19 protein-coding genes and 1 pseudogene are annotated in these 21,036 nt (G+C 70.3%); 13 read left to right on the top strand and 7 right to left on the bottom strand.

Annotated features, from left to right (window positions below):
- The first annotated feature begins 185 nt into the window (after nt 1-185).
- The 10 genes from G4D83_RS20355 (at nt 186) to G4D83_RS46230 (ending at nt 9,567) form a co-directional block, all read left to right on the top strand.
- The gene (locus G4D83_RS20355; RefSeq protein ID WP_163866452.1) at nt 186-482 is read left to right on the top strand and encodes a DUF378 domain-containing protein; all 297 of its coding nucleotides are present in this window, start codon (nt 186-188) and stop codon (nt 480-482) included.
- 101 nt (nt 483-583) lie between these two features.
- Nucleotides 584-1,801, top strand: a complete 1,218-nt coding sequence (locus tag G4D83_RS20350) for a PEGA domain-containing protein (protein ID WP_240356440.1) — start codon at nt 584-586, stop codon at nt 1,799-1,801.
- Entirely contained in the window at nt 1,798-2,745 is a 948-nt protein-coding gene (gene gluQRS, locus G4D83_RS20345; protein ID WP_163866451.1) for a tRNA glutamyl-Q(34) synthetase GluQRS, read from the top strand. The genes G4D83_RS20350 and gluQRS overlap by 4 nt, the downstream gene beginning before the upstream one ends.
- A gap of 134 nt (nt 2,746-2,879) precedes the next feature.
- Nucleotides 2,880-3,830: a hypothetical protein gene (locus G4D83_RS20340; RefSeq protein ID WP_163866450.1), complete on the top strand. Its 951-nt coding sequence runs from the start codon at nt 2,880-2,882 to the stop codon at nt 3,828-3,830.
- Nucleotides 3,831-4,009: 179 nt separating this feature from the next.
- Nucleotides 4,010-5,851 carry a patatin-like phospholipase family protein gene (locus G4D83_RS20335; RefSeq protein ID WP_163866449.1) on the top strand — a complete coding sequence of 614 codons (1,842 nt, stop codon included), beginning with the start codon at nt 4,010-4,012 and terminating at the stop codon, nt 5,849-5,851.
- 25 nt (nt 5,852-5,876) lie between these two features.
- A complete protein-coding gene (gene sitA6, locus G4D83_RS20330; protein WP_163866448.1) occupies nt 5,877-6,614 on the top strand; it encodes a SitA6 family polymorphic toxin lipoprotein in 738 nt (245 codons plus the stop codon).
- A 2-nt stretch (nt 6,615-6,616) separates the two neighbouring features.
- A complete protein-coding gene (sitI6, locus tag G4D83_RS20325; RefSeq protein WP_163866447.1) occupies nt 6,617-7,330 on the top strand; it encodes a SitI6 family double-CXXCG motif immunity protein in 714 nt (237 codons plus the stop codon).
- A 65-nt stretch (nt 7,331-7,395) separates the two neighbouring features.
- Complete coding sequence (locus tag G4D83_RS20320) at nt 7,396-8,022, top strand: AgmX/PglI C-terminal domain-containing protein (RefSeq protein ID WP_163866446.1); 627 nt, start codon at nt 7,396-7,398, stop codon at nt 8,020-8,022.
- 42 nt (nt 8,023-8,064) lie between these two features.
- Nucleotides 8,065-8,901, top strand: coding sequence for a GNAT family N-acetyltransferase (locus G4D83_RS20315; protein ID WP_163866445.1), 837 nt, complete (start codon nt 8,065-8,067; stop codon nt 8,899-8,901).
- A gap of 42 nt (nt 8,902-8,943) precedes the next feature.
- Complete coding sequence (locus tag G4D83_RS46230) at nt 8,944-9,567, top strand: MiaE family protein (protein ID WP_163866444.1); 624 nt, start codon at nt 8,944-8,946, stop codon at nt 9,565-9,567.
- 12 nt (nt 9,568-9,579) lie between these two features.
- On the opposite strand, the pseudogene G4D83_RS20305 reads toward G4D83_RS46230, so the two are convergent.
- Nucleotides 9,580-11,385: pseudogene (locus G4D83_RS20305) on the bottom strand (SLC13 family permease); the annotation flags it as partial.
- Nucleotides 11,386-11,646: 261 nt separating this feature from the next.
- Between G4D83_RS20305 and G4D83_RS20300 the strand changes: the two are divergent.
- The 3 genes from G4D83_RS20300 (at nt 11,647) to G4D83_RS20290 (ending at nt 15,839) form a co-directional block, all read left to right on the top strand.
- Nucleotides 11,647-13,440 (top strand): phosphoenolpyruvate carboxykinase (GTP), encoded by a 1,794-nt coding sequence (locus tag G4D83_RS20300; RefSeq protein ID WP_163866442.1) that lies wholly within the window; start codon nt 11,647-11,649, stop codon nt 13,438-13,440.
- A 144-nt stretch (nt 13,441-13,584) separates the two neighbouring features.
- Nucleotides 13,585-14,406 carry a tetratricopeptide repeat protein gene (locus tag G4D83_RS20295; RefSeq protein ID WP_163866441.1) on the top strand — a complete coding sequence of 274 codons (822 nt, stop codon included), beginning with the start codon at nt 13,585-13,587 and terminating at the stop codon, nt 14,404-14,406.
- Nucleotides 14,406-15,839, top strand: a complete 1,434-nt coding sequence (locus G4D83_RS20290; RefSeq protein WP_163866440.1) for an ABC transporter substrate-binding protein — start codon at nt 14,406-14,408, stop codon at nt 15,837-15,839. Before G4D83_RS20295 ends, G4D83_RS20290 begins: the two co-directional genes overlap by 1 nt.
- Nucleotides 15,840-15,853: 14 nt before the next feature.
- Here the strand turns inward: G4D83_RS20290 and G4D83_RS20285 are convergent, their stop codons facing one another.
- The 6 genes from G4D83_RS20285 to G4D83_RS20260 form a co-directional block, all read right to left on the bottom strand.
- Nucleotides 15,854-17,020, bottom strand: coding sequence for a pyridoxal phosphate-dependent aminotransferase (locus G4D83_RS20285; RefSeq protein WP_163866439.1), 1,167 nt, complete (start codon nt 17,018-17,020; stop codon nt 15,854-15,856).
- Nucleotides 17,017-17,295, bottom strand: coding sequence for a hypothetical protein (locus G4D83_RS20280; RefSeq protein ID WP_141647132.1), 279 nt, complete (start codon nt 17,293-17,295; stop codon nt 17,017-17,019). The genes G4D83_RS20285 and G4D83_RS20280 overlap by 4 nt, the downstream gene beginning before the upstream one ends.
- A 131-nt stretch (nt 17,296-17,426) precedes the next feature.
- Entirely contained in the window at nt 17,427-18,101 is a 675-nt protein-coding gene (gene bioD / locus G4D83_RS20275; RefSeq protein WP_163866438.1) for a dethiobiotin synthase, read from the bottom strand.
- A gap of 144 nt (nt 18,102-18,245) precedes the next feature.
- On the bottom strand, nt 18,246-19,424 hold the full coding sequence (bioF, locus tag G4D83_RS20270) for an 8-amino-7-oxononanoate synthase (protein WP_217911573.1): 1,179 nt from the start codon (nt 19,422-19,424) through the stop codon (nt 18,246-18,248).
- Between the two features lie 47 nt (nt 19,425-19,471).
- On the bottom strand, nt 19,472-20,506 hold the full coding sequence (bioB, locus tag G4D83_RS20265) for a biotin synthase BioB (RefSeq protein WP_163866437.1): 1,035 nt from the start codon (nt 20,504-20,506) through the stop codon (nt 19,472-19,474).
- A 169-nt stretch (nt 20,507-20,675) separates the two neighbouring features.
- Nucleotides 20,676-20,942, bottom strand: a complete 267-nt coding sequence (locus tag G4D83_RS20260) for a GlsB/YeaQ/YmgE family stress response membrane protein (protein WP_163866436.1) — start codon at nt 20,940-20,942, stop codon at nt 20,676-20,678.
- Nucleotides 20,943-21,036: the final 94 nt, after the last annotated feature.

Genomic DNA, 21,036 nt, shown 5'->3' with positions numbered 1-21,036 from the left:
CCTCGGTGAGCATGAGCGGGACACCTCGACCGCAGCGCCGCGAACCACGAGGGCGAGCAGGCCATCGTGTCGAGCGCTCCAGGGGCTCCGTAGATTGAAGACCGAAGGACACCGACGGCCCCGGTCTCGCCGAGAGGCACCGAGCACCTTCGGCTCAAACTCATGACGACAAGAGGAGACAGGCCATGGAACGACAGGACGGAGACCGCCTCAGGTCCACACTCGCGAAGGTGACGGCCGCGCTCGCCATCATCGGCGCCATCAACTGGGGCCTGATTGGCTTCTTCAACTGGAACCTCGTGAACGCCATCTTCGGTGGCGCCACGCAGGGGCAGGCGAGCGCTCTCGCGCGCCTCATCTACTGCATCGTGGGACTGGCGGGACTCGCGCTCGCACTCACCTTCCCATGGAGCCGCGGGGAGTCGACCACCACCACGGGGAGCCCGCTGACAGGCAGGAGGTCCATGAGCGGACGGTTCTGACAGCAGCACGACAAAGCGCGGGCCCCGGCCCACAACGGCCGGGCGGAGCGCCGCTCTCGGCTCCGTGCTAGGAATTCGGTCGGCTCCTCGCCGCTCCGACCATGACGCGACTCGCGCTCCTGCTCTGCCTCCTCCTGGGTGCCTCTTCCATCGCCGCGCCCCAGCGCGCGCCTCGGAAGAAGGTGGCCGTGCTGCCCTTCCAGGCCGTCTCCGGAGACGTGCCCGCGCGCGCCGGTCCCCGACTCGCCGCGCGACTCGCCTCGGAAATCCACGGCATGGCGGGACTGGCTCTCGCGGAGCCCCCCGTGGCCCCCGTCCCCGACGCGCAAGCGGACGCACTCACCGCCGCCCAGGCCGCCGTGCAGGAAGCCGTCACCGCGCGCGCGGCCCGTGACTTCACCCGCGCGGAGTCCGCCCTCGGCCGCGCCCTGGACGCCTACGCCGCGAACGCCACCCACCTCCAGGATGGCTCCGCGCTCGCCGACACGTACGCCCTGCGCGCCGCCGTGCGCTACGCCGTCGGTCGCGATGACGAAGCCGTGGACTCCCTCACCCACGCGTTGGCCGTGGCCCCGGGTCGCTCGCTGCCCCTCGCCGCCACCTCGCCCCTCTTCGCCCACACCGTCGAGCGCGTCCGCGCGGCCCACGCCATCCAACCTCGCGGCGTCCTGCGCTTCGAGTCCTTTCCCCAGGGCCTCGAGGTCCTCCTCGATGGCGCCTCCGCCGGCACCACGCCCGTGCGCGTCACGCAGGTGCCACCCGGCGCGCACCTGTGGCGCGCCACCCTTCCCTCCGGTGAGCCCGTGGGCGGCATCGTGGAGGCCGTCTCCGAGCGCGAGGTCACCACCACGATTCAGCCCCCCGGCACCGGCACCTCGGCCTCGCTGGCCCTCGCCCTCTCCGGCAATCAACTCGACGCCTCCGCGCTCCAGGCCGCCGCGACGCTGGGACGCGAGGCGAGCGCGGACCTCGTCGTATTCGGCACCCTGTCCCGCTCGGGCACCGGGCTCGCGCTCGATGCCTTCGTGTTCGCCCCGGGCGATTCGACGCCTCGCAGGCTGCCTCGCCTCGCGATGGACCTGGAGCTGCTCGATGCCGGGGAGCCCCTGCGTGCGCTCGCGGCGCAGCTCGCCTCTCGCGGCGTGGAAGCGGGGCTGGCGGAAGCCGTGCCCCTGTCGCCCACGCCGGGTGCCTCGCGTGTCACTCGCGCCGCGCAGACCGTGTACGCCGTCCCCACGTCGGAGCCGGTGAAGCCCGCCGCGCCCGCGCCCATCCGGAGGCCCGTGGACCCCATCCGCAAGCCGCTGGTCCGACCGTGAGCGGCTTTCGCGGGCGCTTCGCTCCCAGCCCCACCGGGCGCATGCACCTGGGCAACATCCGCAGCGCGCTGCTCGGCTGGCTCCAGGCCCGCGCCGCCGGTGGCCGCTTCCTCCTTCGCATCGAGGACCTGGACCGCGCGCGCTGCAAGCCCCAGTACGTGGACGACTTGATGGCGGACCTGCGCTGGCTCGGCCTCGACTGGGACGAGACACCCCTGGTCCAGAGTCAGCGCGACGACCTCTATCGCGAGGCGCTCGCCACGCTGGAGAAGGAAGGCCTCGTCTACCCGTGCTTCTGTACCCGGGGCGAGATTGCCCGCGCCGCCAGCGCGCCTCACGGACTCTCCGAGGAGGGCCCTCGCTACCCCGGCACCTGCGCCCACCTCACCGTGGCGCAACGCGCCGAGCGCGCGAAGACGCGAGCCCCCGCGTACCGCTTCCGCGCCCGTCCTGGAGAGGTGCGCTTCATCGACGCGCTGATGGGGCCCTCCGCGCAGGACGTGGACGCGGTGGTGGGCGACTTCGTGGTGCGCCGCAATGACGGAGTCGCCAGCTATCAGCTCGCCGTCGTCGTGGATGACGCGGCCACCGGCATCACCCACGTGCTGCGCGGGGATGACCTGCTGTCGTCCACACCCCGCCAGCTCCAGCTCTACACGGCACTGGGTGAGCGGGCGCCCGACTTCCTCCACGTCCCGCTCGTGCATGGAGAAGACGGCAAGCGCCTCGCCAAGCGCGAGGGTGCCTTCGCGCTCGCGGAGTTGAGGGCACGCGGACTTGCTCCCGAGCGGGTGCTCGGCCTGCTCGCCGCGTGGAGCGGACTGGGCGATGGGAGCCCCAGGACACTCGACACGCTGGTGCGAGCCTTCTCATTGGAAGCCCTTCCCCGCTCGCCCGTCGTCGCGCGCGAGGAGGTGCTCATCGCGGCACTCGGCCTGCGGTGAGCCCCTGCCGTCTCCCTCTCACCGAGGGAGCGTCCTTCGGGGGTGGAATCGTCCGGTGCCCGACGATGCCCATGTTTGCCGCGGACCCGAGCACGCCCGTCCCTGGGTGCTCACCGCGGCAGGAGGCCCGGCCCATGGCAACCACCATCGTGGAGAACGAGAAACCTGGCGTCATCGGCGCCAGCGCGGGAACGCCTTTCAAGCTGAGCTGGGGCGCCATTCTCGGCGGTACCGTCGTCGCGCTCGGCGTGCTCATCCTGTTGTACTCGCTGGGCCTCGCGCTCGGCCTGTCCTCCGTGGACCCGAGCAATCCCGGCAGCGCGCGCTCGGCGGGCATCGGCACTGGCATCTGGGGCCTCATCGCCCCGCTCATCGCCCTCTTCATCGGCGGCTTCCTGGCCGCGCGCACCGCGGGCGTGGTGGACAAGGGTGGCGGCGCGATGCACGGCGCGGTGATGTGGGGACTGACGACGATTGCCGGCGTCGTCCTCATCGGCATGCTGCTGTCCACCATCGTCGGCACGGCCTTCAAGGCCACCACGGGCGTGGTGGGAGCCACCGGCGCGGCCGTGGCGGGCGCGGCCTCCCAGGGTGGGAACGCGGCCCAGGCGTTCGGTCTGGATGCCAATGACGCGCTCGCTCCGGTGAATCAGCGGCTCAAGGCCGAGGGCAAGCCGAGCATCACCGCCAATCAGCTCGAGGCGGCCACCAAGGACGTCGTCACCACCGCCGTGCGCACGGGGAATCTGGACCGCGAGGTGCTCGTCACCTCCATCGCGGAGAACACGCGGCTGTCGCGGGCGGACTCGGAGGACGTCGCCAACCGCGTCCAGACGCAGATTGACAGCGCCAAGGCGAAGGTGGGCCAGGTGGGTGAGCAGGTGCAGCAGGGCGCGCTCCAGGCCGCGGACAAGACGGGGCACGCCTTCTGGGGCGTCTTCGGCGCGCTGCTCCTGGGGCTCATCGCCTCGGTGCTCGGCGCGGGGCTGGGCGTGAGCAAGCGCCAGCGCGTCCACGCGGAAGGCGTCATCACCCCGCCGCGCGGCGGCACCACCACGACGACACGTCGCGAGGTGTATCCGTAGGGCCCTCGCGACCCCACGGCTCGAAGTCCAGGCCCACCTCTCCCCAGGGGTGGGCCTTTCGTTTGTCATCTCTCCCTCGTGGGCCTCATGCGCTAACGTCACCGTCGCGATGTGACGAAGGGGTGCCTCGCCGTCCGCTTCCTGGGACCCCGCCATGCGCTCCTTGACGGGGGACCCTCGTGAACCGAAGTAGCACGTACCTGCTGTGCCTGACGGCGATGGCCACCCTGTCGAGCGGCTGCTTCCTGCGAACCGGCTACATCCTCGAGGAGCTCAACGCGCCCTCGGAGCCCAAGACTCCGCCGCCGCTGCCCACGTCCCTGCGCGAGCGCGTGGGGCGCCTGACGCGCTCGCACCTGGTGGACGCCTACGCCAACCCGTCAGAGGTCGCGAAGTGGATGTCCGCCCTCGGGGACTCCTCCGAGGTCATCGCGGAGCAGGTGGAGTGTCTGCGCACGAGCGCGGGTGGCAGCAACTCCGCCTGTTACGACACCTTCTTGAGGAAGACCGTGGCGGGGGGACTGTGGGGCCTGCCCGCGACGCCGGGCACCGTGGACCCGACGGCGCCCACCGCCGCCGAGGTCGATGCGCAGCGCTTCATCGGCAACGCGATGGGCATCGCCGCGTCGCTGGCCGCGCTGGGCGACTCGCTCCAGGACCCGATGAACCCCTTCCTGCTCAAGCAGGGCCTGCGTGAGGGCGCCGAGTCCGCCGCGCAATACGTGAGCGCCCGCCGCTGGAGTCGCAAGCTGGGGCGCCCGTCCAACGCGGTGGTGCTCAGCGGCGGCGGAGCGAATGGGGCCTTCAGCGCCGGCATCATGTGGCGGCTGCTCGGGCTGATGGAGCAGTGCCGGGGCAGGCCCGAGCCGGAGGGGTGCGGGGACGCGCGCATCGACCTGGCGGCGGGCACCAGCACCGGCGCGCTCATCAGCACGATGGTGGACCTGTTCCACACGCCCGGCCAGGAGCAGAAGGCGCGGGACATGCTCCTCGGCAACTACACGTGCTCGGTGGAGTCGGACCTCTACTGCGTCAATTCGACCTGGATTTGGAAGATTGCCTCGGACCTGAAGGGGCTGGTCCGCTTCGACGGGGTGGAGGGCAAGCTGCGCGCCGCCGTCATCCCCGCGCAGCTCACCAACGGCACGGAGCTGGTGTCCGTCTCGGTGGACTTCAACACGGGGGACGTCTTCGGAATCAGTGACCAGGACCCGGCGGACTTCCCGCCCACGTGGACGGACGCGCAGCGCGTGGACGGCCTCATCAACGCGGTGGTGGCGTCCATCGTCGAGCCGGTGCTCGCGGAGCCGGTGCCCTGGATTCCCTCGAGCTCGGGGCGCTACCAGGGCACGTTCCTGGATGGCGGAGTGCGCTCGGGGCTGCCGCTGCTGCAGGCCGTGCAGCGCGGCGCGGAGCGGGTGCTCGTCATCTCCACCGGCGGGCTGGACCCCACGCCCGTGCCCCCGCCGGAGCACGCGGTCGGCATGTTGTTGCGGACCATCGACCTGTTCGTCGCACAGCCGCGCGTGGGCGAGGTGCAGCAGGCGGAGCTGGCGGCCGTGGGCCGGCGCTTCGCGGAGTACAACGTCTGCGCGCTGCGGCTGGCGAACGTGGCGGACCCCACCGCGGTGCCGACCTACTGCCGTCGCACGGGCACGGGCTTCGTGCCGACGGAAGCGCGCTCGCTCCAGGCCGCCACGAGCATGTGGATGGGCCCCGCCCGCTTCGAGCAGGTGGCGTCGAGCTGGCGCTCCTCGTGGATGTTCCGCCCGGAGTCCGAGCTGGCGACGGCGAGCGGGTACGCCTTCTCTCCCCAGGTGATGCGTCCGCTCTTCAAGGACGGGGTGAAGACCTTCCAGCAACGGTGCGCGGAGGTGCTGCGCCTGTTCGAGATTCGCGGCACGCTCGCGGAAGCCGAGTGCGCCCGTCCCGTGGACGAGGTCGTCGCGGAGGCGGAGTCCCACTTCGCGCCCATGGGCCAGTGCACGGACGGCAAGCCCGGCCAGCGCTCCTGCGACTGAGTCAGCAATGGGATGGAAGGTGCCCATGGTTTCTCAATTGAGATGGATGCTGAGCGGCTTGCTGGTGGCGTCGTGCGCCGCGACGCCCCTTCCTCAGCAACGATGGGAGACCGCGGAGTCGGAAACCGGGGAGTGTGACGCTCCGGAGGAGGACCGCTGCACCCTGTTCATCTGCGGGGTGGAAGCCTGCGGCCTCTACGCCTGCGAGGATGTCGACCCGAGTCGCATCGCGCGCGCCCAGGCGGTGGTGCCCATCCGGCCACCCCCTCCGCCACCACCGCGCTCGGGAACAGCGCGTCCGTTCCCCACGCCTGTCCATCCTCAACGCTACTGGGGAAGCACCCAAGGACTCCCGGAGAACGCGGAACCCATCTTCATCATCCCCTGGAATGAGACGAGCGCGGAGTACGCGGCACGGCTCGCCAAGGAGTCGGAAGACGCCCCCAAGCGGACCTGGGTCAAACACCACGTGTTCCCTCAGGCCTTCAAGGAGTGGTTCCTCTCCAGGGGCGTGAACATCCACGAGTGGACGCTCATCGTCGACAAGCAGATTCGCCAGGAGATCCACCGAGGCACGGCCGGAGGCCCCTGGAATTGGGAGTGGGCGAGCTACATCGAGAACAACCGACGAGCGGGACGGCAGGCCATCCACCTCTTCGCCACGCAGATGATTTTTCGCTTCGACCTGTCGGGACCTGTCGTCCCGTACCACGGCAAGAGGTCCCTCCCGCTGTTTCCCGTCGTGGAAGAAGACATCTACTGACCATGCGGCTCTACCGACTGCGAAACGTGACGCCGTCACGTTACTCCTGGGACCTGCGGACAGAGCATCAATGGCTCTTGCCTGGCCTCCACTGCCCCACCTGCGATGAAACCTGGAGCGGCATCGGAGAGGCCTACCCCGCCGTCGACCTCTCGGAACTTCCGGAGCACGGGAAGTTCAAGGCGCGTGTCGAAGAGGACTTTGGTGAGTTCACCCGACTGCGGAACCTGGTGCGCCCGCTGGTGCCCGAAGGTGTCCCGCTCGAACCGGGAACGACGTTCGGCGCGCTCCGAGGACGGGGACGCGGGAACTTCCCACCGCTGGTGTTTCCAACCCCCTGGACGTTGCTCATCCGCGGAGAGGCACTGGATGCGCTTCAGGCCACGGGCCTGCGAGGACTGCGGGGCTGCAAGACGGACCTGCGCCTTCGGGACTCGAATCCACCCGAACTGCTGGAGCTCAAGTTAGAGCCACGCGGGCTGCTGCATCCGGATTGCCTCCCCCGGAACCTGCCCCCTCCTTGCGCGACGTGCGGAGAGCTGACGTTCAGCCTTCCAACGGAGCCCATCCTGGAAGCACGCTCCATCCCCACGGACCGGGACCTGTTCCGACTCGCCAGCTATCAGACGGTCATCGTCGGAACCGAGCGGCTCGTGGAAACAATCCAGCGGCTCGGCCTCGATGAAGTGGAAGTCCGCGAGCTCCCGACGCGCTGAGCGAACACCGACACCGAACCCGGGCATATCCTGCCCCTGGCCTCTCCCCGCACCCCACCGAGCCTATGTCTCGACAGAGCTCCACCACCCGTTGGGTCACCGTCCCGCTGGTCTGCCTGGGCCTCCTCCTGCTCATCGCCGCCCTGGCCTACTGGCTCACCCAGCCCGTCTACGTCCCGCCCCCGGACGAGCCACCGCCCGTCGTCGAGGCACCCGTCCGCCCGGAGCCCACGCCTCCCCCGCGCAGGCCCCCTCCCGTCGTCCCGCCCCCCGCCTTCCCCTCCCCGCAGACCGCCGTGCCCGTCCTCCCCGGCCCCGACCAGCCCGACCTGCGCCGCGTCATCACCACCGAGCCCATCATCGAGTCCGTCGAGGGGGACCTCGCGCCCGCGGACTTCCAGGCCGCCATCAAGGCCGTCACTCCGCTCGTGCAGCAATGTTTCCAGGACGCCGCACAGCGAAACCGGGGCCCACAGGGCGTGAAGATTCGCTTCCTCATCGAGGCCCGGGGTGGGGGCACCGGCGAAATGAGACGGGGGGAGCTGCTGGTGAGCACCATTCCGGACCCCATGGTGCAGGCGTGCGTCCTGGATTCGCTCCTGGACGCCCGGTTCCAGACGTCCTCCCGGGGCGGAAGCGCCACGGTGGTGTATCCCTTTGAATTCCGCGTACCCCAGGAGGCTGGCCCGTGAGCCCCGGTTCTGCGTAAGGTCCCGAGACCCCCACGCCCCTCAATGCCCGTCTCCGTCGAACAGCTAGGCCCTCAGGACGCGGATGCCCTGCGGGCGCTGCTTTCGAAGGACCCGGTCCACAACCTCTACCTGCTGGGGTTGCTGGAGGAGTTCGGCATCGCCGCGCGGGGCCGCATCCCCTTCGCCTTCTACGGCCGCTTCGACAACCAGGCGCTCACCGCCGCCGTCTTCGTGGGCGGTGAGGGAGGCCTCGTCGTCCCCAGCGCCAGCGACGCCAGCGCCACCAGCGTCATCGCGGACGCGCTCGCCTCCTCGCTGCGCCTGCGCGCCACCGTGGGCGACAAGTCCTCCGTGGACGCGCTCCTGCGCAGCCTGGCCCCCGGCAAGCCCCGCCTGTCGCGCACCCAGCGGCTGTTCTCCGTCTCCGCGGATGACCTGGGGCCCTTCACCAATCCCCTCCTCCGGCTGGCCCGCGAGGAGGACCTGCCCCGGCTGCTCCCCCTGGCCCAGGGCTACGTGCGCGAGGCCCTGGAGAGAGACCCGCTGTCGGAGGACCCGCGCGGCTACGAGGCGCGAGTCATCCAGCGCGTGCGCCAGCGCCGCACGTACGTGCTGGAGGAGAAGGACGCGCTGGTGCTCAAGGTCGACATCGGCAGCCGCTCCCAGTACGGCGCGGAGCTGGAGGGCCTGTACACCATCCCCGCCGAGCGCAAGAAGGGCCACGCGACGCTGTGCCTGGGGCAGATTTCCCGGCACCTGTTGTCCTCGCTGCCCCGGCTGACGATGCGCGTGGACGAGCGCGACGAGAGCACCGCGCGCATCGCCCGCAAGGTCGGCTACCTGGCCGGCCGCACGTGGCGCCTGGTGCTGGTGGAGTAGCTCGCGGCCCTGGGTGTGGATGCGGTACGGTCCGCGCCCTCCATGAGCCGTCCCACGCCTTCCCGCCGTCCCCTCTCTGGAGAGGGCCCCGTCATCCTCCATCGCGCCACGGACCCGCGCTGGCTCCCGCTGGCGCTGGAGCACTTCGACGCGGTGCTGGTGGACCACGCCCACTGCGAGAAGAAGGCCGCGGCCAACGCCCTCTCCATGCTCCAGGCGTACCCGGACCTGCCGGGCCTGCCGGCGCAGATGGCTCGGCTGGCGCGGGAGGAGAGCGCGCACCTGGCCCGCGTGCTCGAATTGATGGAGGCGCGCGGGCTGACGCTCACCAAGGACGCGGGGGACCCGTACGCCCAGGGACTCCAGAAGCTGGTGCGCACGCCGGCGTTGGAGCGCAGGTTGGACCGGCTGCTCGTCGCCGCCGTCATCGAGGCGCGCTCCTGCGAGCGGCTGTCACTGCTCGCCGAAGGCCTCACGGACCCGGCGCTCGCCCGCTTCTACGGAGAGCTGGCCCAGTCCGAGGACGGGCACCAGTCGCTCTTCTTCCGCCTGGCCGTCACCGCCAACGGAGGCGATGAGGCCCCCGTGCGCGAGCGACTGGAGTGGATGCTCGGCCACGAGGCGCGCGTGCTGGACGAGGTCGGCCTGCGCGCCGCCATCCACTGACACGGACGCCTGGGCCTTCGCCCCGTCGAACGGCCACACCCACGGCACCGCCACCGTCAGCACGCAGAGCAGGAGCGCGGTGAGCGGCGTGCCCAGCCGGAAGAAGTCGGTGAAGCGGTAGTGCCCCGGCCCGTAGACGAGCACGCAGCTGGGCTCCAGCGGGGTGATGAACGAGCAGCTCGCCGCCAGCGTCACGCCCATGGCGAACGGCCGCATGTCCACGCCCAGTTGCGTTGCCGCGTTGAGGGCCACCGGCAGCACCACCAGCGCGGCGGCCTGATTCGACATCGGCGCGGACAGGATGATGGTGAGCAGCATCAGCGCCACCAGCACCGTGCGCGGCCCGCCGTAGTCGCCCAGCTCCGCCACCCGCTGGCCCAGGAACCTCCCCGCGCCGCTCACCTCCATGGCCAGCCCCAGCGCCATCATCGACCCGATGAGCAGCACCACGCGCCAGTCCACCCGGAAGGCCTTGCGCGCGTCCACGCAGCCCGTCGCAATCATCGCCAGCATGCCGGTGAGCCCCGCCACCGACAGCGGCACGATATCCAGCGAGCCCGCCGCGAGCGCCCCCAGGAACAGCGTCACCGCCAGCAGCGCCTTGCCGTAGCGCGGCGGCTGGTAGTCGTGGCCGCTCAGCACCACCAGGGCGCCGCCGTCCGCCAGCTCCGCGACCTTCGCCCGAGGTCCGCGCAAGAGCAGCACGTCTCCCACCGCGAGCGGCAACAGCGACATGCGCCGCTCGCCGAAGATGCGGCCCAGCAACTGGAGCTTGGTGACGCGCTGGATGCTGGGGTGGCGGTGCAGCGCCAGCGACACCAGCCCGAAGCGCTCCACGAAGAGCGCCTCCTTCAGGCTCCGGCCCACCAGCGGGCTGCCCGACGGCACCGAGGCCTCCACCAGCGCGGTGTCCTTGTCGAGTTGCTCCTCGTCCGCCAGCCGCAGGTCCGGGCGAATCTCGATGCCCCGCAAATCCTTCACCCGGAGGATGTCCTCGCGCGTGCCCTCCACCAGGAGCCGCTCGTCCCCGCGCAACACCTCCGTGGGCACGGCCGACACCGCGCGCCCGTCGCGGACGATGCCGATGACGCGCAGGCCCAGGCCCTCGGTGATTTCCGCCAGCGGCTTGTCGATGTAGCGCGAGTCCTCCGTCAGCACCGCCTCCGTGAGGTAGTCGCGCAGCGTCCACTCCTCCTCACCGCCCTTGCCCTCGCGCGAGGGCAACAGGAGCGGCCCCAGCAGCACCACGACGAAGATGCCGAGGATGGCCACCGGCAGGCCCACGGGCGCCAGCTCCGCCACGCCGATGCCCCGCATCCCCATGCGTTCCAGCGCCGCGGACATCACGAGGTTGGTGGACGTGCCGAACAGGAACACCATGCCGCCCAGCATCGACGCATACGCCAGCGGCAGCAGCACCTTGCTCTTGGGCACCTTGGCCCGGTTCGCCGCGCCAATCGCCACCGGCAGGAACGCCGCCGTCGTCACCGTGTTGGAGATGACGGACGAGAACACCGCCACCACCACCATCATCGCCATGACGAAGGTCTGGTGGCCGAAGCGCGCGAAGAAGGCCAGCCGCTGCCCGACGAGCTGCACCACGCCCGTGGAGGCCAGCCCCTGCGTCATCGCCAGCAGGGTGAAGATGAAGATGACCGTGTCGTTGCTGAAGCCCTCGAACGCCTGCGCGGGCGTCAACACGCCGGTCAGCGCCAACAGGCACACCACCCCCAGCGAGCTGACCTCGATGGGAATGGTGTCCAGGGTGAACAACACCAGCGCGACGACGACGATGCCCAGCACGATGGCGATGGTCATAAAACCCGGAGGGGTCCCAACCTGTACCCTCCGGGTGCGAGAAGTGAGTCCCTGCCGCACCGCGCCGTCAACTACTAGATGCCCGGGCGCTGATAAGTGGAATTAGGAGAGCCCTGCCTGGAGGGGCGGTTGACTGCCGGACGCCAGTTGCTTTTGGGCGCCCCTTCCAGAAGTTTTGTCGTCTCTCCCGCTGGTAGGGTCCTCGCCCTTTTTCACCCGGATCGGGAGTCCCCTCTCTTGAGACAACACAAGGAAACTTCCATGGCTTCAACGCAAGTGGCGGCGGCGGCCTCAGTGGCCCCCACGAAGAACCCCACGCTGCTGGCCTGGGTGGCCGAGATGGCCAAGATGACCCAGCCGGACAACATCGTCTGGTGCGACGGCTCCGAGGAGGAGAAGAAGCGCTTCACGGACCAGGCGGTGGCGGAGGGCATCCTCATCCCGCTGAACCAGGAGAAGCGGCCGGGCTGCTATCTGCACCGCTCCAACCCGAACGACGTGGCGCGCGTGGAGCACCTCACGTTCATCTGTACGCCCAACAAGACGGACGCGGGCCCCACCAACAACTGGATGGAGCCGGAAGAGGCGTACACCAAGCTGGAGCAGCACTTCGCCGGCAGCATGAAGGGCCGCACCATGTACGTGGTGCCCTACGCCATGGGCCCCATCGGCAGCCCCTTCACGAAGATCGGCGTGGAGCTGACCGACAGCGTCTACGTGGTGCTCAACATGCGCATCATGGCGCGCATGGGGAAGCAGGCGCTGGACATGCTGGGCGACAGCGACGACTTCAACCGCGGCCTGCACAGCACCGGCGACGTGAATCCGGACCGCCGCTACATCTGCCACTTCCCCCAGGACAACACCATCTGGAGCTTCGGCTCGGGATATGGCGGCAACGTGCTGCTGGGCAAGAAATGCCTCGCGCTGCGCATCGGCAGCTACCTGGGCCGCGAGGAGGGCTGGCTCGCCGAGCACATGCTCATCCTCGGCGTGACGAGCCCCAAGGGCGAGACGACCTACGTCGCCGCCGCCTTCCCGTCCGCCTGCGGCAAGACGAACTTCGCGATGATGATTCCGCCCGCCGAGTACAAGGGCTGGAAGGTGGAGACCGTTGGCGACGACATCGCCTGGATGCGCCCGGGCCCGGATGGCCGCCTGTACGCCATCAACCCGGAGGCCGGCTACTTCGGCGTCGTCCCCGGCACCAACTACAAGACGAACCCCAACGCCATGGAGACCATCTCCAAGGACACCCTCTTCACGAACGTGGCCATGACGGCCGACGGCGACGTGTGGTGGGAGGGCAAGGACGGCGAGGTTCCGGAGGAGCTCACCGACTGGCAGGGCCGCCCCTGGAAGAAGGGCAGCCCCGAGAAGGCGGCGCACCCCAACAGCCGCTTCACCGCGCCCATGTCCAACAACCCGGCGCTGAGCCCCAAGGCCAATGACCCGACGGGCGTGCCCATCTCCGCCCTCATCTTCGGCGGCCGTCGCTCCACCACGGTTCCGCTCGTCATCCAGGCCTTCAACTGGACCCACGGCGTGTTCCTGGGCGCGACGATGGGCAGCGAGACGACGGCCGCGGCCACCGGCAAGGTCGGCGTGGTGCGCCGCGACCCGATGGCCATGCTGCCCTTCTGCGGCTACCACATGGGCGACTACCTCCAGCACTGGCTGGACATGCAGAAGACCATTCCCCAGCTCCCGAAGATCTTCCAGGTGAACTGGTTCCGGCAGGACAAGAACGGCAAGTTCCTGTGGCCGGGCTTCGGCGACAACATGCGCGTGCTGGAGTGGGTGGTGAACCGCGTGCACGGCCGCGTCCCCACGAAGGAGACGCTGCTGGGCTGGGTGCCGCGCGCCGACGAGGGCCTCAACCTCAAGGGCCTGGACGTGCCCGCGGACGTCATCGCGGAGGCCACCTCCATCAAGGAGGACGAGTGGAAGACCGAGCTGAAGAGCCAGGAGGTCTTCTTCGAGCAGCTGGGCACCAAGGCTCCCGAGGCCCTGACGCTCCAGCGCAAGCTGCTGATTTCGCGGCTGGAGAACTAGTCGCCTGCCTGTAGCGCCCTGAAGCACCTGTCGGGGCCGCTTCCTGACCCATTCGCTGGGTAGGAGCGGCCCCGGCTCGTTTCACGAAGAGTGAGGTCCCCCTCTTCGACCGAAGGCCGGCTCCGCGATAGGCTTGTGTCCATCATGAGACTGGTCTTCGTTTTGTCGGCGGCACTCGTGCTGTCGCCCCCGGTGGCGCTCGCCCAGCGCGGCGCCAAGAATCCAGCGGCCCTCATCAAGGACGGCGAGCGGCTCTACCAGGCAGGCAAGTACGCCGAAGCGGCGGAGGTGCTGAAGAAGGCCCACGAGGCCCAGCCCAACCCGCGCCTCATCTTCAACATCGCCGTGGCGCTGGAGAACGCGGGCGACTTGAAGGAGGCCCTCTCCTGGTACCAGCAGTACGTCGGCAACACCGAGGGCACGGACCCGGCGCTGCTCAAGCGCAGCGCGCGCAGCATCGACAAGCTGCGGATGCTGCTCGACAAGGAGAACCAGGCCCAGGCGTCCGCCGACGCCGAGCGCCAGAAGCTCCAGGAGGAGGCCGACGCGGCCCGGCGCCGCGCGGACGAGGAGCAACTGGCGACGAAGCGCGCGGAGGAGGAGAACGAGCGGCAGCGGCAGGCCGAGTTCGCTCGCGCGATGAAGTCCTACCAGCGGCAGAAGATCGCCGCGTTCGCCGTGGGCGGCGTGGCCGTGCTGGGCGTGGGCGCGGGCGTGCTCTTCGGCATGCAGGCGTCCAGCGAGCGCGAGAAGTTCGACGCGGCGCGCACGGAAGACACCAAGCAGACCTTCGCGGACAGCACCAAGAGCAAGGCGCTGCTCGCTGACATCGGCTTCGGCGTGGGCCTGGCCGGCGCCATCACCGCCATCATCCTGTATCCGAAAGACGGCCCCCCCGTGGAGGGCGAGGTCCGGCTGACGCTGGCGCCTCGCGGTACCGGCGCGGGCCTGGAGGTCAGCTTCTGATGAAGACCCTGGGACTCATGACGTGCTGCGCGGCGCTGCTGGCCGGCTGCAGCTTCACCACCGCGAGCGGCCTCACCGAGTGTGAGTCGAGCGCGGACTGCGACACCAATCAGGTCTGCTCGGCGTCCGGCTTCTGCCTGCCCCAGCCGGAGGGCTGCGGCGAGGTGGTGGGCCCCACCACCGGACGGCCCATCCTGCTGGGCGCGGCGCTGCCCCTGACGAACTCCGGCGGCCCGGACGAGTCGGAGGTCCAGGCGCTCAACGCCATCAAGCTGGCCATCACGGAGATCAACCAGCGCGAGGGCATTGGCGGCCGGAGCTTCAACCTCCTCATCTGCGACACCCGCTCCGACCCGGCGCGGGCCAAGACGCAGGCGGAGTGGCTGGTGACGGAGAAGGGCGTGCCGGTCATCTTCACCTCCGGCAGCGCGCAGACCATCGCCGTCAGCAGCGTCACCATCGCCAACAACGTGCTGCTGATGACGCACACCTCCACCAGCGCGGACATCGCCAACCTGAGCGACAAGACGACGGCGTCCGGCGACGTGGGCCTGGTGTGGCGCACGGCGCCCTCGGACCGGCTCCAGGGCCGCATCATCGCCGACCTGGTGCGCAACGCCATGCCGCTGGCCGACGAGAGCCGGCCCTTCGCCGCCGTGAGCTCCGTGAGCCTGGTCTACGTGGACGACGCCTATGGCCAGGGCCTGTTCGACACGATTCTCACCCGGCTGGGCTCCAGCCGGGTGACGACCTCCGCGCCGTACCAGCGCAACGGGGACGTGAGCACCGCGGTGACCCGCCTCGTCGACGCAAAGCCCGACGTGGCGGTGATGGCGGGCTTCTCCGAGGACAACGCGAAAATCATCAGCCAGGCCGTCTCGCGGGGCCGCACGGGGCAGGTCTACTTCTTCACGGATGCCAGCAAGGACTCGGGCCTCTTCACGGCGCTGGGCGCGGCGCGCACCCAGATTGAAGGGGCCTACGGCACCTCTCCCGCGCAGGCCCGTCCGGGCGACACCGTGTACAACACCTTCAAGGAGCGCTTCCGCGCGGCCAACAACAACACCGACCCGGGCCAGTTCTCCTTCACCGCGCACGCCTACGACGCCATGTACCTGGTGGCGCTGGGCGCGGCCTACGCCGCGGGGGCGGACGTCAACAACCCGCAGCCCATCACCGGAGACCGCATCGCCGTGGGCCTGTCGAAGCTGACGCCGCCCGTGGGCACCCCGGCCACCACCTACCCCCTGGGCTTCAGCCGCTTCACCGACGCGCGCAACGAGGTCAGCACCGGCAAGGTCATCAACGTGCAGGGCGCCAGCGGCATGCTGGACTTCGACGCCACCGGCGAGGCCCCATCCGAGTACGAGCTGTTCCGCATCGAGGGTGGCACCTTCCAGACGGTGCAGCTCATCACCCCGACGGAGACCTGAGCCTCGGGCGAGCGCTACTCCGCCGCCCCCAGCACCCGCGTGAGCGGGGCCAGGGCGGCGGAGAACACCTCGGGCGGCGTCAGCAGGGACAGCACCAGGAACGCCCCCGAGTCGAAGTCGTAGAAGTAGCCGGGCTGCGCGAGCACGCCCGCGTCCAGGAGCGAAAGGCACGTCGCCTCCTCGCCCGGCGCCCTCGGAATCCGCAGCACCGCGCTCCACCCGCCGTGCGCCGGGACGATGTCCCACGGTGCGCCCGGAGGACGCGCGGAGACGAGGCGGTGGCGGTTGTCCCTCACGCGCTCCAGCAGCGCCTCCTGGAAGCGGGGGGCGTGCGCGAGCAGCGCGGGCAGGGCGAGTTGCACGGGCGTGCCCACGGACAGGTACGTGTCCGCCACCCACTCCAGGCGCGCCAGGGCCTCGTCCCGCTCGGCGGCGGGGCCTCCCACGTGAGTCCAGCCCAGCTTCAGGCCGGGCAGGCCCGCGACCTTGGAGAGGCCGGAGAGGCTGAAGGTGAGCATGGGCAGCGTGCGCCCCGCGACGGTGGCCACGCGGTGAGGCTCCGCGTCCCAGCCGTAGTCGGAGAACACCTCGTCGCAGAGGAGGGCCAGGCCGTGGCGCGCGCAGACGTCCGCGAGCGCGGCCAGCTCCCCTTCGTGCAGGAAGTGGCCGGTGGGGTTGCCGGGGTTGACGACGAGCACGGCGCGGGTGCGCGGACCGAGCGCGGCCTCCACGGCGCCGGCGTCCAGGCCGAAGCCATGCGCCAGCGGCAGGCGGTACGGACGCGTGCCGACGCCCTCCAGGCGCGCCAGGTGCTCGAAGAGGGGATAGCAGGGGGCCGGGACGAGGACGTCGTCACCGGGCTCGCACAGCAGTTTGAAGAGCCAGCCGTACGACTCACTGGTGCTGGCGGACAGCACCAGGTGCCCCGGGGAGATGACAGGCCCCCGGGAGGAGAGCCAGGCGGCCACCGCCTCGCGAGCCGAGGGGAGGCCGAGTGCTTCCGGCGCGCAGTCCAGCGCGCCGGGAGGGTGGAGCAGTCCGGCGTCGGGCGCCGGGAGCCCCACGCGGGTGGGGTTGGAGACGGTGAGGTCCAGCGGAGGGAGGCCGCGGTGTCGAGCGAGCGCCTCCGCCAGGGGATTGGGGGTGCGGGAGAAGTCGGTGCGGAAGGAGAAGCGGCTCACAGCCCCGTCTGGAGCATGGCGTTGGCGACGCGGCGGATGAGCTCGCGGCGCACTTCCTTCCGGCAATGCTCGATGGCCTTGTCATGAGGCCGGGGAAGCTCCGGGTCCCTGGCTCGCAGGGCGGTGCGGAGGACGAGCTCTACCTTCGTAGGCTCGATGTGGAACAGCCGGGCCCCGTCCTTCTGGAGGAAGTAGGACAACCCTCTCTGGTCGAGGAGCTTGTGGAAGAAGCGTCGGACGTCCGCGAGGAACGTGAGGTCGATGATGTCCGCCATTCGTGAAGGCGTTCTCGCGCGGAAAAAACGGCGCGTCCAATTCACTGCCGCGTCACCTGAAAACTTGCGCGACCTGTAGCACTCGCGGGGAAAGCGGAACGCGCGGGAGGCCGAATTCTCGGCCTCCGCGCTCACGGCACCAGAGGGCGCAGGGCGCGGCGGAACGCGGCGTGTCGGCGCCGTGCGTCGGCCTCGAAGGGCACCGGCCCGAGCACCGGAACCGAGTGCCGCGCCTCCAGCAGCGCGCGGTTGTCGCGCTCGGAAGCGTCCCGCTCCTGGGAAGAGCGAGACAGCAGCACCGCGCGCACGGGGATGCGGCGGGCCGCGAGCGCCTGGAGCGACAGCGCGGTGTGGTTGAGCGTGCCCAACCCGGCGCGTGCCACCAGCAGCACGGGCAGGCGCAGCGCCTGGATGAGGTCGATGACGTCGTGACGGGAGTCGAGCGGGACGAAGAGGCCACCCGCGCCCTCCACCACCGCGGGCCCGTGCTTCAGGCGCGCCCAGGCGGCCAGGGTGACGTTCCAGTCCGGCTCCCGGCCCAGGCGCGCGGCGGCCACGCCCGGCGCCACGGGCGCGCGGAAGCGGTGCGGACAGAGGACGTCCAGGGGCAGCGTGCTCCGCGCGGCCTCGCGCAGGGTGAGCGCGTCGGAGGGGGCCTTCAGGGAAGTACAGCCGCTCTCGTAGGGCTTGAAGCCCTCGGGAGCGAGCCCCGCGTCTACGAGCAGGGACAGCAGGGCCCGCGACGTCTGCGTCTTGCCGACGCCCGTGTCGGTTCCGGTGACGAAAATCTGGAACGGCTTGGACATGACGTGCTCCGTTCTTGGATCAGCGACGGACAGGAGGAGAGGCGCAACGGCCACCGGTGCGCGTGACGGGAGGACCCGCTCCTCGCCACGCGGGTGCACTCCCCACGTGGCGCGGCGACTCGAGCGCCCGTCCCAGTACGAGCCCTACTCCTCGCCACGCTCGTGCACTCCCACCTGACGCAGTGACTCCAGCGCCAGGTCCACATGGCCCAGGGTGTGCTCGGCCGACAGGCAGAAGCGCAGCCGGCTCGTGCCCTCGGGCACCGTGGGCGGTCGGATGGCCTTCACCAGCACCCCCGCCTCGCGCAGCTTCCTCGCCGCCTCCAGCGCCCTCTCCGGCCCGCCGAGCACCACCGGGAACACCGCGCTGCGAGGCTCCGCGCGCAGCCCCAGGGCACGCAGCCCGTCCGAGAAGCGCCGGATGTTGCGCCACAGCCGCTCACGCAGCGCGGGGTACTTCTCCACGGCCTCCACCGCCGCTTCCGCCGCCGCGCACATCGCCGCCGGCAGCGCGGTGGAATAGATGAACGGCCGCGCCCGGCTGATGAGCAGGTCCGCCACCGCGCGCGACGTGGCCACGTACGCGCCCTGCCCTCCCAGCGCCTTGCTGAGCGTGCCCATGCGCAGGTCGACCTGGTCCTCCAAACCCAGCTCCTCACACAGCCCCGCGCCCCGCGCGCCCAACACGCCGGTGGCATGCGCCTCGTCCACCATCAGCGCGGCCCCATGCGCCCGACACGCCTCGACAATCTCGCGCAGCGGAGCCACGTCCCCATCCATCGAGAACACCGTATCCGTCACGACGAGCTTGCGCCGCGCGGGCGTCTCCGCCAGCGCCTTCGTCAGCGCCTCCACGTCCGCGTGCGGATAGACGACGACGCGAGCGCGCGACAGCCGGCAACCATCCACCAGCGAGGCATGGTTGAGCGCGTCCGAGAACACCGCGTCCCCCGCCCCCACCAGCGCGGGAATGATTCCGGTGTTCGCCGCATAGCCGCTGTTGAAGAGCAGCACGGCCTCGGCCCGCTCGAAGGCCGCCAGCCGCGCCTCCAGCCGGTGATGCACGGCCGTGTCGCCCACCACCAGTCGGCTGGCCCCGGTGCCCAGCCCGTAGCGCTCCACGGCGGCGATGGCGGCGGCCCTCACGGACGCGGAGGCCGCCAGCCCCAGGTAGTCGTTCGACGAGAAGTTGACGAGCAGTTCGCCGCCCACCCTCACCACCGGCCCCTGCGGCGAATCCAACGGCTCCAGGTAGCGGCGCAAGCCCCGCGCCTGGAGCGCCGAGAGGTCCTCCCGGGCCCAGGTGGAGGCCACATCGTCCAGCACCGGAGCTGGATCCGCCTGCTTCACGTCACTCACGGAGCGCCGCCCTACCCCTCTTGCCTCGGCTCCAGGGGGCGGATGCCCGCCTTCTCCAACAGGGCCATGTCCTGGGTGTACTCGGGGTTGCCGGTGGTGAGCAGCTTCTCGCCGAAGAACAGCGAGTTGGCGCCCGCCATCATGCACATCAGCTGCGCCTCCTCGTTCATCTGCTGACGGCCCGCGGACAGGCGCACCATGGACTGCGGCATCAGGATGCGGGCGGTGGCGATGGTGCGCACCATGTCCACCGTGTCCACGCGGGGCTGCTCCGCCAGGGGCGTGCCCTCCACGGCCACCAGCGCGTTGACGGGCACCGACTCCGGGTGGTGGTCCTGGTTGGCCAGCGTGCGCAGCAGGTTGCAGCGATCATCCACCGACTCGCCCAGGCCGATGATGCCGCCGCAGCACACGGAGATGCCCGCGTCGCGAACGCGCCCCAGCGTCCGCAGGCGATCATCGTAGAGCCGGGTGGAGATGATGTCGCCGTAGTGCTCGGGCGAGGTGTCCAGGTTGTGGTTGTAGGCGGACAGGCCCGCCTCCTTCAGCCGCTTCGCCTGGCTGTCGGTGAGCATGCCCAGCGTGGCGCACGCCTCCATGCCCATGGCGCGCACGCCCTTCACCATCTCCAGCACGCTGTCGAACTGCGCGCCGTCCTTCACCTCGCGCCACGCGGCGCCCATGCAGAAGCGCGTGGCTCCCGCCGAGCGCGCCTTCTTCGCGGCGGCCAGCACTTCCGGCAGCGCCATCAGCTTCTCCGCCTTCACGCCCGTCTTGTAGCGAGCCGCCTGCGGGCAGTACGCGCAGTCCTCCGAGCAGCCGCCCGTCTTGATGGACAGCAGGGAGCAGAGCTGCACCTTGTTATCCGTGAACACGGCGCGGTGGACCGTCTGCGCGCGGTGCACCAGGTCCAACAGGGGCATGGAGTAGATGGCGCGAACCTCGGCCAGCTCCCAGTCATGACGCACGGCGACGCCTTCCGGGGCGGGCGCGGCGGTGTGGGCATGGCCGTGAAAGGACTCGCTGGCGACGGCGGTGTCGGACATGGGCTCCTCGAAATCGTGAGGAGCGCGAAGCTGCGCGGACCGCCGAAACTTGTCAACGCTTCAGCGCGGACAGGTTGACGACTTCCCTTTCTCCCTCTGAAAAACGACCGGCGCCCACGGGAGACCCGGGGCGCCGGCCAGAAACCCTCCCCTATCGGGAAGGGGTGCCTCAGACGTGGACGCGGCGCCGGCCGGCCAGCCCCACCAGGAACAACACGGCGAGGGCACCCAGCACGGAGAACAGCAGACCGGTGGGGTGCAGGTCGAAGACGCGGCCGCCGCTGTTGAAGAGCGAGCCGATGAAGCCGCCCACGAAGGAGCCGACGATGCCCAGCAGCGTGGTGGCGATGAGCCCCATGGACTGGTTCCCCGGCATCAGGGCGCGAGCAATCAAACCGGCGAGAAGGCCAATGACCAGGAAAGCGATGATCCCCATGACGACCTCACTGTGAGTGGTGAAGGGGGCGCACGGAGTGGCGCCCACCTGGCTGTTGTGAGCCAGCGCGTTTCCGCGCCGCCCGTGGGAATGA

This window comes from Myxococcus eversor (assembly GCF_010894455.1).
Taxonomy (GTDB): Bacteria; Myxococcota; Myxococcia; order Myxococcales; family Myxococcaceae; genus Myxococcus; species Myxococcus eversor.
Note: the sequence above shows the minus strand (reverse complement) of the source record. Positions and strands in the feature narration are given on the sequence as shown.